The following is a 14,892-nucleotide window of genomic DNA, read 5'->3' on the forward strand; positions in this document are numbered from 1 at the left end:
CCGCGGGTTGTGAAACGACGAACTAAGCATTTTGCAAGTAGAAAAGGCACGGAAATTCTTAATCAACGGCATAACTGGGGAATAAAAATCATAAAGTGAACAGCATTGCCCTCAATCCCCCTTTTACTAAGAGGGAGGTTGTAGCTGAAGTGACTGCTGAAGTTGTGAAGATACTAATACATGAACTGCTGCTTTCCCCAGGTCGTAAAGGTGTAAAGCTATAGCTTTATGTCGCATTTATAGAAGATTGATGAGTGATGCCCGCTCTACACTGGATACACTTTATCCCGTCTGCAGGATCTGCCCATGTCTACCTTAAATCGCGCCACCTTTGATCAAGTTATGGTTCCCAACTACGCCCCTGCGCCGTTTATTCCGGTAAAAGGCTTGGCCTCACGCTTGTGGGATCAGGAAGGCCGCGAGTATGTAGATTTCTCCAGCGGCATTGCCGTCACCAGCCTTGGGCATTTGCACCCGGAGCTGACCGCCGTATTGCACAATCAGGCCGATCAACTTTGGCACTTATCTAATGGCTTTACCAACGAGCCAGCACTGCGCCTTGCTCAACGCTTAATTGACGCCACCTTTGCAGAACGCGTGTTCTTTTGCAACTCTGGCGCTGAAGCCAATGAAGCCGCGCTGAAACTGGCCCGACGCTATGCCGTGGATCATTTCTCCAGCGATAAAGACCAGATTATTGCCTGCACCCAATCCTTCCACGGCCGCACCCTGTTTACAGTGTCGGTAGGTGGCCAGCCCAAATATGCAGAAGGCTTTGGCCCAACGCCTGGCGGCATCAACCACGTACCTTTTAACGATTTAGCCGCGATTGAAGCCATGATCAGCGACAAAACCTGCGCGGTGATTGTGGAGCCCGTGCAAGGCGAAGGCGGCGTCATCCCTGCCACGCCAGCGTATCTGGCAGCCCTGCGCGCCCTGTGCGACAAACACAATGCTCTGCTGATTTTTGATGAAGTACAAATTGGCGTAGGCCGCTCCGGCTCGCTCTACGCTTATATGCATTACGGCGTAACACCAGACATCCTGACTTCGGCCAAAGCACTGGGCAACGGCCTGCCAATTGGCGCGATGCTGACCACCGCCAAAATTGCCAGCGCCTTTGTAGTAGGCACGCACGGCTCCACTTACGGCGGCAATCCGCTGGTCACTGCCGTTGCCGACAAAGTAATCGAGCTGATTAATACACCTGCTGTATTAGATGGCGTAAAACACCGCAATAAGCTGTTTGTGGATGGCTTAAATAAGATCAATGCAAAACACGGTGTATTTAAAGAGATTCGTGGCAGTGGCTTATTGATTGGTGCCGAACTGGCCCCGGTATTGCAAGGCCGCGCCAAAGATGTCGTAACGCTTGGTGCAAAACATGGCGTTGTACTGCTGATGGCGGGCCCGAATGTATTACGTCTACTGCCGTCTTTAGTGATTTCAGAAGCGGATCTGGCAGAAGGCCTGCGCCGTTTAGAAGCGGTGATTGCTGAGCTGGTACCGGCGACTGTTGCTGCCTAATAAAGAAACGAATTCACTCCCGAATGCCTTTATCAGGCATCCAGCTGTAATACTGGATCACCGACTAAAACATTCGGGGATGACGGTTGTGACGTTAGGGAACGTTTTAAGTTTTTACAATCAACGCTGCACTCCTCATTCCCGAGCGCCTTTATCGGGAATCCAGCCATCAATACTGGATCCCCGACTAAAACATTCGGGGATGACGGTTGTGAAGCCTGTTGCGTTTTAAGTGCCCCATCCACCCATACTCGGATCGCCCCTATGCTTATCGTAAGACCAGGAAAACTGTCCGACCTTGATCAATTGGAACGCATGGCGCGCTCTAAGGGGCCGATTTTGCATTCACTGCCGCCGGATCGTGCGCGCCTGCAAGAGCTGATTTTGCGCTCGATTGATTTCTTGCAAAATGAGATCGACTACCCTGGCGAAGAAAGCTATTTATTTGTTTTAGAAGAAGACGGCGTTTTGTATGGCTGTGCCAGCATCGTCGCCCTTGCGGGGCAGCACGAGCCTTTCTACGCTTTTCGTAATGAAGTGGTCGTTCATGCCTCACGCGAGCTGCATGTGAACCACCGTATTCACGCCTTAGTGATGTCGCATGAGCTGACCAGCTGTACACGGCTGACTGGCTTTTATATCGAGCCAGAAAAAGCCGCTTATGCCGATTTGCTCTCCCGTGCGCGGCTATTATTTATTGCCCAGCATCGCCAGCGTTTTAGTAAAGATATTTTCTCTGTGCTGCCCGGCATTGCCGATGCGGATGGCAACTCGCCTTTTTGGGAGAGCGTGGGGCGCAAATTTACCCGCCGTGATTTTGCCGAAATGGAGATCGAATCAGGCGGGCGCAGCCGTGGCTTTATTGCCGAAGTGATGCCGGTTGATCCGCTCTATGTGCCACTGCTGTCGATTGATGCTCAGCGCGTAATGGGCGAACCACACGCCAGCGCTCGCCTGCCTTATCAATGCCATCTGGATGAGGGCTTTGAGCCGGATCGTTTTATCGATATTTTTGATGCCGGCCCCGTACTCACCGCCACGCTGGACGCCTGTTATTCACTGCGCCACAGCGCCCTGCACCGCATTGCTTACGAATCAGACATCCACGGCACAGCCAGCTATTTAGTCTGCAATACATCCAGCAGCGAATTTCGCTGCATTAAAACCCATTTACCTAAGCAGCTAAGCCACGATATGGCCTTGCCACCCGCCTTAGCCAGCGCATTAGAAGTGGATCTTGGCAGCGAAGTGCGCTGCGTAAAACTCAATCACTCAGGGGCCGTATTATGAAAATTGTCCGCCTCTGTCAATTTAGCGATGTCGATAAGCTAGTCGAGCTGGCGCATAAAGCCGGCCCCGGCATGACCACGCTAAAACCCGATCCGGGTGCGCAAGCCGCCAGAATCGACCGCGTGCGCCGTACCATAGAAGGCAGTGCGGCACTGGCCGATCAGGGTTATTTATTCTTAATGGAAGAAACCGACACCGGCGAGATTGTCGGCGTGTGCGGCATTGAAACCGCCGTGGGGCTGGAGCAACCGTTTTACACCTACCGTATCGATACCTCGGTATACGCCAGCCGCGAAATGCATATCTGGAGCAAGATGGATAAGCTGACCATCTCGCACGACCTCACTGGCTACACCGAACTTTGCTCGCTGTTTTTAGACCCGCTGCACCGCGTGAACTGCAACGGTGCGCTCTTGTCCAAATCTCGCTTTATGTTTTTGGCACAATTTAGCGAGCGCTTTGGCGAACGCGTCTGCGCCGAAATGCGCGGCGTGTTTGATGAGCACGGCGATTCGCCCTTCTGGCGTGCGCTGGGCAGCCATTTTTATCGCATCGATTTTCATGAAGCGGATCGGCTGGTATCACTTGGCCAAAAATCTTTCTTAGCCGAGCTGATGCCGCGTTTTCCGGTGTATATCGACTTTTTACCGGACGATGCCAAAGCCTGTATTGGGGCCACGCACAAAGACACCACTCCTGCTCGTCATCTGTTAGAAAGCGAAGGCTTACGCTTAGAGCGGCACATCGATATCTTTGAAGCTGGCCCCGTGCTGGAAGCCCGTATCGACAGCCTGCGTGTGATGCGGGAAAGTGGGCTTTGTAATGTAGTGATCAGCGACACAAAAAAAGCACCATCGGCTCCGCATTTAATCGCGACCAGCCAGTTAAAGACATTTCGCACCGGGCTGATTTATACCGCGCCGGAGCAAGGCCTGATTATGCTGACGCCTGCAGAAGCGAAAGCGTTGCAAGTTAAAACGGGTGATCAGGTCAGAATGATGGAAGCTTATCCACGGAGAGTGGTGTAAGCCTCTAAAGTATAAATCTGTAGAGACAGAGAACACAGAGAGACAAAGCAGTACACAGAAAAAAAAGCGAGCTAGCTATTTGGCGTGCAATAGCGCCCTGTAAATCAATGCTATTTGTACTTGTTGAGCGGGTAAAACCCAATCATCAACTTAAACAGAATTCGTAGGTTGGGTTAGCAGCTTTATCGCGTAACCCAACATTGCGCTAAATGTTGGGTTACGCAGGGTTGTCCGCCAAAAACCGGCGAACACCCCCGCTAACCCAACCTACAAGTGCATCGCTCCGGCGGGTTGCACCCGCCCTACGAAACACTCAATTTTCTCGGTACGCTGCTTTGTAACCCTCCGTTCTCTGTGTCTGCAAAACTTTTACCAGCCAGAACTCACTTTCACAATAAAGGACAGCAACATGGCTCAACTGTTTATTAATGGCCAATGGCAAGATGGCACGGGTAGTGAACTGATTTCCACCAATCCGGCGAATAACGCGGTGGTGTGGCAGGGCAAGAGCGCCAGCAGCGACGATGTAAATCTGGCCATGCAGAGCGCCCGTGCGGCCTTCCCCGCTTGGAAACGTACTTCCTTAGAAGCTCGCATCGCCATTGTGCGTCGCTTTGGCGAGCTGCTGGGCGAGCATAAAGAAGACCTAGCCCATGCGATTGGCTTTGAAACCGGTAAGCCGCTGTGGGAATCGCGTCAGGAAGTAGCCGCGATGGTCGGCAAGATTGAGATTTCTATCCGCGCCCACGCAGAGCGCACGGGCGAGCGCAGCAGCGCCACGCCAGATGGCAACGCTGTTTTGCGCCATCGCCCACATGGCGTGGTCGCCGTCTACGGCCCTTACAACTTCCCAGGCCATTTGCCCAACGGCCATATTGTGCCAGCGCTCTTGGCGGGCAATTGCATAGTATTTAAGCCATCCGAGCAAGCGCCGCTGGTGGCCGAGAAAACAGTTCAGCTTTGGCAAGCCGCTGGCCTGCCAGCAGGCGTGATTGCGCTGCTGCAGGGCGAAAAAGAAACCGGTATTGCACTGGCTAAACACGATGACCTGAACGGCCTGCTGTTTACCGGCAGCTCTGGCACGGGTGTGGCGCTGCACAAGCAATTTGCTGGCCGACCTGACTTTATGCTGGCACTGGAAATGGGCGGCAATAACCCGCTGATTATTGCCCCAACCGAAGCGCTGGATGCAGCGGTGCACCACACCATTCAGTCGGCATTTTTATCTGCGGGCCAACGCTGCACCTGCTCGCGCCGCATTCTGGTGCCACACGGTGAATTTGGTGATCGCTTCCTTACCCGTCTGATTGAAGTGGCAGGCAAGCTGTCTATCGGCCATTTTGACGCCGCCGAGCAGCCTTTTATGGGCTCGGTGATCTCCCTAACCGCCGCACGCCAGCTGATGGCTGTGCAAGATAAGCTGATTGGCCTTGGCGCAGTGCCGCTACTGAAAATGCAACACGCAGACCCAAGCAACGCCTTCGTGACTCCGGCGATTCTGGATGTGAGCAAGGTCACAAATCTGCCAGACGAAGAATACTTTGGCCCGCTGACGCAAGTTATCCGATATGACCACTTTGCCAAGGCAATCGAAATTGCCAACGACACGGCCTATGGCCTGTCTGCTGGCCTGCTGGCGGATGACCCTGCACTGTGGAATGAATTCAAAACCGAGATCGACGCAGGCGTGGTGAACTGGAACCGCCCAACCAACGGCGCATCCTCTGCCGCGCCATTTGGCGGCACCGGCAAATCCGGCAACCACCGCCCCAGCGCCTATTACGCAGCCGACTACTGCGCCACCCCGATGGCATCCATAGAATCAGCCACACTGGTACTGCCTGCACAGTTATCACCGGGAATTAGCCTGTAAAGCGCTTAATCAATAAAAAACGGGAAGCCTAGGCTTCCCGTTTTGTTTCTGACTACCTGCTGCTTATTTACAAGCAGAAGAATCATCCACCTTAGAACAGTGACTTAAACAGATTGCAGCTTACGACGACGGGCAGCAAGCAGACCAACCAAACCCAAGCCCATCAAAGCGTAGGTTTCTGGCTCTGGAACAGGAGCGGTTGTGGCTAAGGCAATGTTATCTAAAACAAAATCGTTACCATGCCCAATCAAATTCTTGTTAATCAAGCTCAATTCCGCTGTCGTACTATTGCCTGAGTTCCATACAGCATGAAATTGTTTCCAGCCACCATCCTCAGTTGCTAAAAAAGGCTCTACTGGATTTAAACTAACGCCATTAATACTGAAGCTCAATTGCGCTGGATTGCTGGGTGAAACAGAAGCTACAAATGTTGAAAAGTAGTAGTTGGTGTTTGCCAGCACATTGCTCACGATCTGGCTCCAAACAATACCATCAGGTGTAGCCGAACCATTCACGATCATCATATTATTGCCTTCATTCGGACGCACGTGCATGAAGTACGGGTTCGAAAACTCAGGCATAGAGCCGATCGCATATTTACCTGTAGGGTACAAACCATCTTTCTCATCAGTAAATCCATAGCTACTGCTAAAAGACTGATTACCATCCTCAAACCCGCCATTTACGACTAAGTTTTCAGCGCGAACTTGCGAAGAAATTGAGAGCGATGTCAGCACCATCAATGTTAAAAATTTTAGCTTCATAAATATCCAACCCCTAACGATTTATATTTTTTGATATGAAAAACCACCAAAGCCGCAGCCATATAACCTGATAATTCTTAAAAAACAGGGATAAAACACAAATAAACTCAATAACTTATAAGCTTACAAGCTGCTGCCAAGATAGTACTGCACATGTATTATGAAAATACGTACATACTTTAGTGCAGTCACAAAACATTTTCTTTGCAGCTGTTTTAAATAAAAAAATCTGTCTTTTCGATACAACAGAAGTGGTTAATTTCATCCATTTAATCAAAGACTACACAGTATATTAGCCAACAGTAATTAAGCATCATTCCGAAAACATCACGCCCCGGCATTAAAAATAATATAAGAATAAAATTAAACCAGCAAGACATAACAATCAAATATCATCATTTATTAATATTAAAATCTTCGACTTTTGTTATCAAAAAACAAACTTAAAACTCATATACCATTAATTGCTTATATACAAAAACAAGTGGAGATTATCTATCAAACTTTATGATTTAACGATAGAATGCGCGCATAAAAATTTAATATTGCGCTGGCAAAATATAAACATAGCTGCATATAACCCTCCACCCAGCGCCCTCATTGTTTACAACATTCTGGAAAAATAAATGTTCAAAATTAAACCCGTATCCGGATTAATTGCGCTCGCGCTGGCAATGAGCGCGATTTCTTCAATCAGCTATGCAGACGAGCAACCCAAAGCGCTAACTTCAGCTGATTTACTGGATAAATTATCATCACCCAACAGCACCAAACCAAAGCCTAGCTTTGATGCAAAAGAATTTGCTGATACTGGCCGCCAAAGCCCGTCACCGATTGAAGCTGGCCCATTTTTCATTTACCCAACGCTGGGTATTTCGGTGGGAAGAGATAGTAATGTTGCCCGCACCAGCAACAATGAAATTGCCTCTACCGCCACACTAATCAGCCCATCGCTTGTTGCTGATTTATTAAACAACGGCGATCGCTATGTATTTGGCTACAAAGGAAAGTTTCTTCGCTACGCAGATAGCAAAGACAACAATACCGACAGCAATGAATTGCAATTTCAAGCAGAAAACACATACAGCGCCCGCCTGAGCTCGCTGATCCTGGGCAATCTGCTTTATGCAGAAGATGCACAGGGCACTACCGACAGCGGCTCAAGCACGCCAGACAAATACCGCTCTTTAAGCCTGAAAGGTTTAGTGGGCTACGGTGCTGCAGAAGCAACAGGCCGTATTGAGCTGGAAGCGGGCGTACAGAATAAACGCTATTCAAACAATCAAAGTGTGACGCGTTTTTTTGATCAGGATTCACTCTCTGCTGCTGCACGCTTCTTTTACCGCGTAGCGCCAAAAACAAGCTTGGTCTTTGAAGGCAGAGCGCAAAACTTTGATTACGTAGTGAACCCCGAGCTGCAAAACAGTAAAGAATATCGCCTTTATACCGGCCTTAAATGGGATATGGACGACTCATTCATGGGCTCTGTAAAAGTGGGTATGCTCAATAAAAAATATGATTCAGATACCAAAGGGGAATTCACTAAATTCAGCTATGAAGCCCTGTTGCGCTTTACCCCGCTTTCCTATAGCAGTGTTGAGCTTAGCGCAATGCGCACGCCCTCAGAATCCACCGGTTCTGGCAACTTTTTACTGGACGATGTGCTGAATGCACAGTGGAATCACTCCTGGAGCAGCTACCTGTCTTCACGAGCATATCTTACCTATGTAAATAGCGACTACTCAGGAATATCACGCACTGATGACACTTATATCACCGGGCTTGCCGTGGATTACAAACTGACCCGCTGGCTAAAAACAGGGGCAGAGTTAAGATACGAAAAACGTAACTCAAATATTACACTCCAAGACTACCAACGTAATCTGTTTATGGTTAATCTAAGCGGTTCACTGTAGTTTTTGCTTACAATTAACTAAATGAGAAATTCCACTGATGCCAACTAAACCGTTGCTATCAACCTCTGAAGTGCAGGGTGGCCTGCGTTTCAGAGGTTTTTTATCTTCCGCCCTGCTTGCTTCTGCGCTACTGGCGGCAAATGCCAGCGCATCAATCTTTGATGCCCCCGAATCAAATGCTCCCAAAGCCAGTACAGAACCAGAACTGCCCGGCATTAAACCAGCCAGCCCTTTATCCAACTACAAGTTAGGAGCAGGGGACATAGTCACTATTCGTGTATTTGGCGAAGACGAGCTAAGCCGCGAGCGGGTAAAGCTGACCGATGCAGGCACATTGCAATACCCTGTGCTGGGTGAGATTGTGATCAAAGATATGACCACAGGCGATTTACAACGCTTAATCACCACGGGGCTAAAAGGGCGTTATCTGGTCAACCCGCGCGTCGCCGTTTTTATCGAAGAATACCGACCCTACTATATCAATGGCATGATCGCCAGTGCAGGTGGCTACCCATTTCAGCCTGGATTAACTGTACTAAAAGCAATTGCTTTAGCGGGCGGTTTTAAAGAACGCGCTTCTAAAGAAAAAATATTTGTAATCCGTGCGAATGACCCAAGCCAAGTACAACAAAAAGTGGATCTTAATACGCTCATTTTCCCTGGCGATATCATTACCGTACAAGATAGCTTTTTCTAACTGAATATTTAGTCAGCCACCACAGATCGACAAGGCAAGGATTAGGCAATATGAATCGACCCCAACATCTTGCAGGGCTAATACCCGCGCAAGAAACCACTCCCCTGCTTGAATATTGGCGCAGTATTAACAAACGCAAATGGAAAATTCTTGTTTTTGCCGTTGCAATTGCGGCTGTTGCCACAGCAGTCGTCTTTTCAATTGCCCCCTCATATCGGTCCACCACAACCATTTTGGTTGAATCAAGCCGGCAAAAAATTGTATCTGTTGAAGAAGTTTATTCTGGAGTGACTGCCAACCGGGAGTACTTTCAAACCCAGGCAGAGATTTTGCAATCCAGAGATTTAGCAATTAAAACAATCAAGAACTTAAAGCTTTGGGAAAACCCGGCTTATGATCCGCGCATCACAAAAAAAACGATTTGGTCATCTTTTCTGAAGACAGAAGAATCCACAAACAATAACAGCTGGACAGAAGAAAAACTGGCTGCAGCTATTTATCCCAGCTTTGCGGCAAGCGTTGATATTGAGTTAGTCCGTTTAAGCCAGCTGGTAAAAATAAGTTTTACCAGCACAGATAAAGAGCTGGCCGCTGCAGTGCCAAATAAACTAGCTGAAATGTATATTGATAGCGACAGAGATGCACGCTTTGCTATGGCACAAAGTGCATCACAATGGCTCAATGGCCGTGTTGGGGGCTTGCGCGAGAAGCTGGATAAATCCGAATATGCTTTACAGAAATACCGTGAAACAAATGGCATTATCTCTTTAAGTAAAGAAGGACAAAATGGCACCAGCACGCAAATTGCAGATACAAACCAACAATTAATTACTGCAAAGATGAAACGGGCAGAAGCAGAAAATGCCTACCGCCAGGTGACTGCTGTTAAAAATGGCGATTACAGCAGCGTGCCAGCAGTGATTACCAACCCGCAAGTATCTGACTCTAAAAGACAAGAGGCAGAAGCCGAAAGAAAAGTATCAGAACTCATTCAGCGCTACGGTGAAGACCACCCAAAAATGGTACAAGCAGAGGGTGAGCTACGCTCTGCCAAAATAAATGCTAAACGCCAGGTCGATGCTGTCGTAGGAAGCTTACGCCAAAGCTATGAAGCGGCGCTGGGTACAGAGCGCGCTTTAGAAGCGGTACTAAACCAGGCACGTGGCGCAGTATCAAATTTAAACCGCAAAGAAGTACAGCTTGGCGTATTGGAGCGTGAAGCCGCAGCGAATCGCCAACTATATGAGAGCTTTATTGCACGGGCCAAGGAAACAGCAGTATCGCAAGACCTGCAATCCGCAATTGCCAGAATTATCGATAACGCAAGTATTCCAAACACACCAATAAAGCCCAAAAAATTACAAATAATAATTATGGCAACGTTGCTGGGCTTATTAGTTGCAGCAAGTGCAGCCGTTTTATTAGACCGCCTGAATAACACAATTAATAATAGCGATGATGTAGAACGCTTATTAGGCCACCCATTACTGACCAGCATCCCACTGCTCAATAAAAAACAAGCCAGTGATGCAGGTAAATTAGTACTAAGTGAGCCCAAGTCTATTTATGCCGAAGCTATCTTCACGGCCCGCACGGGGGTGGCTTTATCCTCAATTGACGCCTCTGTGCGCACCCTGCTAATTACATCCAGCATGCCAAATGAAGGCAAAACCACTTTTGCCAGTAATTTAGCGCTGGCATTATCCAGCACACGCCGCACATTAATGATTGATGCCGATTTGCGTAAACCTGGCTTAGCCCGCAAATTAGGACTGAACCCTGCAAGCCCTGGCCTCAGCAATCTGGTAGCAGGCAATGCAACTTTAGAAGAATGCCTGCAACGTGTGGGCGACAGCCAATTGTATTGCATTGGCACCGGGGATATTCCGCCAAGCTCTTTAGAGATATTGATGTCTAAGCGCTTTAGCGAATTATTAAAAAAATTATCGGCAAGCTATGAAATGCTGGTGATTGATGGCCCGCCATTAAGTCTTGTTAGCGATCCGCTGATTTTAGCACCGCTGTGCAGTGATACCCTTTTTGTAACCCGCGCCCAGGAAACACCACACCCCATTGCACGCAAAAATCTGGCGCGGCTTACACAAGCTGGCGGGCGGGTTTTAGGTGTAACCCTCAGCCACTTGGATTTTAAAAAGGCAGAGCGCTATTACGGGCAATACGGCAGCATCAGCCAATATGGAAAAGCATACGGTGCAACTTAATAGCCGGTAATGTAAAAATAAAGGGGCAACTTTGATAAAGTTGCCCCTTTATTTTATTGCAGTAAATTTGCATCTTCAGTTAATAATCTGCTTACAAGGGTTACCCCGCACTGCAAGTATTAGTCATGCTGATAGGCTAGCGTAAAACCCAAATATTCCGCTTCTCACCCCTCCACAAATTGCAAGATTCAAATGCCCAAGCATGCGATAATTAAATATTGTATATCTGACACCATTAATACAATCAATACTTCAGGTAAAACCAAGCATCATGATTGATATTCACTGCCATATACTACCCACCATTGATGATGGCCCAAGGGATATGGAAATGGCGCTGCAATTAGCAGCAGAAGCCGTAAAAAATGGTATTAAAACGGCGGTATTAACGCCCCATATCTACCCTGCCCGCTGGAATAACCAGCGCACAGCGCTTGAATGCGAAATTGCCATCTTTAAATTGCACCTAGCCAGCAAGAAAATCCCCCTAGATATTCATTTAGGAGGCGAGGTGCGCCTTGGCGAAGATATCTTGCCGCTGCTGGAAAAAAACGAAGTGCCTTTTCTGGGCGAAGTGGATGGCATGAAAATCATGCTATTAGAGTTTCCAGACCAAATGATCCCCGTGGGCAGCGAGCAATTTATCCGCCATTTTTTAAAAATGGGTATTCGCCCGCTGATTGCCCACCCAGAACGCAATGCCGCTATTCAGGCCCAGCCAGAAAAAGCGCAGCATCTCATTGATTTGGGCTGCTGGCTGCAAGTAACAGCCGGATCGCTTTGCAATCAATTTGGCAGCAAGGCCCGCAAAACAGCAGACTATTTATTAGAAAAAGACTGGGTCTATTTACTAGCCAGCGATTGCCATAATTTAGCGTATCGCCCTCCTAATCTGCATCTGGGCCATGCCGCTGTAATGGCACAACACGGCCAGGATTATGCAGATATGCTGACCATTGAACGCCCATTGGGCATTATAAAAAAGCGCATATGAATAAATTAAAATCAGCGGCGGCATTGCCGCTTATGGCACTGGCTATCTGGCTGGCCAGTATTGCAATCTGGCCAAGCCTTAAATACGCCTGGTACGATATTAAAACATTAGAAGCACGCAAACAGGTACAAAGCTGGCTAAGCCAGCCGCAGCAGCCACTTGATCTGGCACAATGGATTAAAACCCGGGATATTTTAGAAAAAGCCAGTATAGCCTGCCCCGATATTGCCCAATACCATACAGATCTTGCTCGCCTGCAAGTATTGCGCGGGCTAAAAGCGGCTAATTTTAAACTGGTAAGAGATGTGTTTTATCAGGAGGCGATTAATCAATACCGTGCAGCCCTGCAGGTGCAGCCTAATAATGGCAGCAATATGGCCAATATTGTGCAATTTAAAGCGTATCTGAATCAGCACGATGCAGAGTTTGAGCAATTACTGATCAAATCAGCACAATTAAATCCATACGAGCCCGACAGCCAGCTGGCTATTTTGAATGCTGGGTTTCAAAATTGGGATAAGCTATCTGCTACAATCCGCCAGCAAATGGGCCAAGTGTATAAACAAGCCATGCTGCAGCAAAAAGACAATGTGCTAAAGCTAAAGGCCAGCTATCCTGATCTGAATGTATAAATTACCTGCTCTGCCCACCCGCAAACAAGCCCGCTTTAAAGTGGGCTTATTTGTGCTGGCGCTGAGTTTATGCACAGCAATCAGTATGGCTGCAGGCTTAACCGAGTTTTCTGCCAATTTGCTAAGTGCAATTGCTAAGCGCTGGGGGCAAAGTGCTGTGCCCAGGCTATTGGCATGGAAAGAATTTATTCAGGAAGAAAAGCCAGCGGCACTAGGCCAATGGAGCCCGCCCAAAACACCTGTGGTAAATACACTAAAAAACACCAATCGCTTTTTTAATAAAATACCCTACCAAACTGACCAGGCCCATTGGGGGGTAACAGATTACTGGGCCACGCCTGTTGAAATGCTGGCATCGAATGCAGGCGATTGCGAAGATTATGCTGCGGCCAAATATTTTAGCCTGAGAGATTTAGGCGCACCCGCTGGCCAATTACGCATGGTGTATGTACGGGCACTAAAAATAAATGAAGCCCATATGGTACTGGCCTGGTACCCCACCCCCGAAGCCGAGCCCTATATTCTGGATATTTTAACCGGCGAAATAAAGCCCGCATCACAACGCACAGATTTAGAGCCGGTATACAGCTTTAATGATGATGATATCTGGGCAGGCGATACCCAGAAAAAAGGTGGCGCAAGCCAGATCAGATTCTGGAAAGACCTGAAAGAAAAAATAGCCCGCGAGCAGGCCATGTGATAAAAATGAGCATTTTAGAAAGTAGCAAGAAAAAACAAACTTAACTACCCAATTTACAAGGGGAGCTAAATAAAAATTTAACTGAGCCACGCTTTGCATAGTTCCACATAAGCATAGGAAAAAGAACTGAAGCAATCAGCCCAGCTAGCAATAGAATATAAAAATTTTGAATTCCAAAAAACTTATTCAGCGCGATCCTTGCTCCACTACCAACAATGACATGAATTAGATAAATTGCTAACGAAGCCTGCCCCACCCTCATAACAAAAGAATACTTATCACCCAGTAGCATACAGAAAGAGCTAAGAAACAAGATACAAGATAATGAATAAACAAACATCACGATTCGATTAATGATATCGCCTTGAGGTATAGAGCTCGCAAGTGTAAAAGTAAACACAGAAAGCACTAAATAGCTTGCCATCATCCATTTATTCGTATTCAGATATTTGGCGTTCTGCTTACTCAACATGCCAAAAACAAAAAAAGTTAAAAAATGTGCAGGCAAATCAATCGCTGCAATATGTGTGAGCGGCAAAAAAAACAATATCAAAATTGAGAAAACAAATGTGAAGATAATATTTTTAACTATCCAGTCTTTAAAAGAGATAGAAAAAATAAAAATAAAAAACAAGGCGTAAAGAAACCAAAAATGAGCTCTGGGCTCACATAATAAACTCAATACAGAAGCACCATCTATTCCTGCATTGGTATACCTGCTTAGCATAACCTCAACCGCACCTTGAATTAAAGACCAAATAATATATACATATAATATAGTATCAATTTTATTAAAAAATAATTTTTTACGATCGCATCTTTGGGCTGATTGAATAAAAAGGTACCCAGACAAGAAGAAAAACAGAGGCATATGAAAGCCATAAATAATAGCATCAATTAAATTTAATTCTGGCAGATGTATACCCAGGCCCGCTTTAATTAATCCCCGGACAACATGACCATATACTACCAATAAAATACCAATACCCTTGGCATAATCAACCCAATCATCACGATAATTATGAGACATACAGCCTTTTTTTTAAAAGTAAAGATAATATTTTTATATTAAAAATTCATTCGCAAATATTAAAAAACCAAAAGCAAATAAGGTTTGATTATTCTCTGCTAGAGTTTACACATATGTAAACCATCTGTTTTTTGTAAATAAATTCTGAAATATTGCCTTCTTGCTGCAACATAGCAGGGGCAGTGTCAATAAAAATTCATTACCCAGTGTTATCACAAT

Annotated in this window: 12 protein-coding genes; 10 read left to right on the forward strand and 2 right to left on the reverse strand. The window is 46.9% G+C overall.

All coding sequences use genetic code 11. From position 1 onward, the window contains the following. Positions 1 to 306 precede the first annotated feature (306 nt). The 4 genes from CSQ88_RS13110 to astD all read left to right on the forward strand — a co-directional run bounded on the left by CSQ88_RS13110 (position 307) and on the right by astD (position 5,718). Complete coding sequence (locus CSQ88_RS13110; RefSeq protein WP_099398546.1) at positions 307 to 1,527, forward strand: aspartate aminotransferase family protein; 1,221 nt, start codon at positions 307 to 309, stop codon at positions 1,525 to 1,527. 264 nt (positions 1,528 to 1,791) lie between these two features. After that, positions 1,792 to 2,817, forward strand: a complete 1,026-nt coding sequence (locus tag CSQ88_RS13115; protein ID WP_099398547.1) for an arginine N-succinyltransferase — start codon at positions 1,792 to 1,794, stop codon at positions 2,815 to 2,817. Continuing rightward, entirely contained in the window at positions 2,814 to 3,845 is a 1,032-nt protein-coding gene (gene astA, locus CSQ88_RS13120) for an arginine N-succinyltransferase (protein ID WP_099398548.1), read from the forward strand. Before CSQ88_RS13115 ends, astA begins: the two co-directional genes overlap by 4 nt. 409 nt (positions 3,846 to 4,254) lie before the next feature. Then, the gene (gene astD, locus CSQ88_RS13125) at positions 4,255 to 5,718 is read left to right on the forward strand and encodes a succinylglutamate-semialdehyde dehydrogenase (protein ID WP_099398549.1); all 1,464 of its coding nucleotides are present in this window, start codon (positions 4,255 to 4,257) and stop codon (positions 5,716 to 5,718) included. A gap of 104 nt (positions 5,719 to 5,822) precedes the next feature. Here astD and CSQ88_RS13130 read toward each other — a convergent pair whose 3' ends face one another. Beyond that, the gene (locus CSQ88_RS13130; RefSeq protein WP_218963084.1) at positions 5,823 to 6,482 is read right to left on the reverse strand and encodes a PEP-CTERM sorting domain-containing protein; all 660 of its coding nucleotides are present in this window, start codon (positions 6,480 to 6,482) and stop codon (positions 5,823 to 5,825) included. Between the two features lie 626 nt (positions 6,483 to 7,108). Here CSQ88_RS13130 and CSQ88_RS13135 point away from each other — a divergent pair. The 6 genes from CSQ88_RS13135 to CSQ88_RS13160 all read left to right on the forward strand — a co-directional run bounded on the left by CSQ88_RS13135 (position 7,109) and on the right by CSQ88_RS13160 (position 13,643). Beyond that, on the forward strand, positions 7,109 to 8,398 hold the full coding sequence (locus CSQ88_RS13135; protein ID WP_099398550.1) for an outer membrane beta-barrel protein: 1,290 nt from the start codon (positions 7,109 to 7,111) through the stop codon (positions 8,396 to 8,398). A gap of 37 nt (positions 8,399 to 8,435) precedes the next feature. Further along, the gene (locus CSQ88_RS13140) at positions 8,436 to 9,095 is read left to right on the forward strand and encodes a polysaccharide biosynthesis/export family protein (protein WP_099398551.1); all 660 of its coding nucleotides are present in this window, start codon (positions 8,436 to 8,438) and stop codon (positions 9,093 to 9,095) included. A 50-nt stretch (positions 9,096 to 9,145) separates the two neighbouring features. After that, complete coding sequence (locus tag CSQ88_RS13145) at positions 9,146 to 11,317, forward strand: polysaccharide biosynthesis tyrosine autokinase (protein ID WP_099398552.1); 2,172 nt, start codon at positions 9,146 to 9,148, stop codon at positions 11,315 to 11,317. Positions 11,318 to 11,588: 271 nt separating this feature from the next. Then, positions 11,589 to 12,311, forward strand: a complete 723-nt coding sequence (locus tag CSQ88_RS13150; RefSeq protein ID WP_099398553.1) for a tyrosine-protein phosphatase — start codon at positions 11,589 to 11,591, stop codon at positions 12,309 to 12,311. Beyond that, entirely contained in the window at positions 12,308 to 12,943 is a 636-nt protein-coding gene (locus CSQ88_RS13155) for a hypothetical protein (RefSeq protein ID WP_099398554.1), read from the forward strand. Before CSQ88_RS13150 ends, CSQ88_RS13155 begins: the two co-directional genes overlap by 4 nt. Further along, positions 12,936 to 13,643, forward strand: a complete 708-nt coding sequence (locus tag CSQ88_RS13160; RefSeq protein WP_218963085.1) for a transglutaminase-like cysteine peptidase — start codon at positions 12,936 to 12,938, stop codon at positions 13,641 to 13,643. Before CSQ88_RS13155 ends, CSQ88_RS13160 begins: the two co-directional genes overlap by 8 nt. Before the next feature lie 40 nt (positions 13,644 to 13,683). Here the strand turns inward: CSQ88_RS13160 and CSQ88_RS13165 are convergent, their stop codons facing one another. Then, the gene (locus tag CSQ88_RS13165) at positions 13,684 to 14,673 is read right to left on the reverse strand and encodes an acyltransferase family protein (RefSeq protein WP_099398555.1); all 990 of its coding nucleotides are present in this window, start codon (positions 14,671 to 14,673) and stop codon (positions 13,684 to 13,686) included. Positions 14,674 to 14,892 lie beyond the last annotated feature (219 nt).

Source organism: Iodobacter sp. BJB302 (assembly GCF_002735645.1).
Lineage (GTDB): Bacteria > Pseudomonadota > Gammaproteobacteria > Burkholderiales > Chitinibacteraceae > Iodobacter.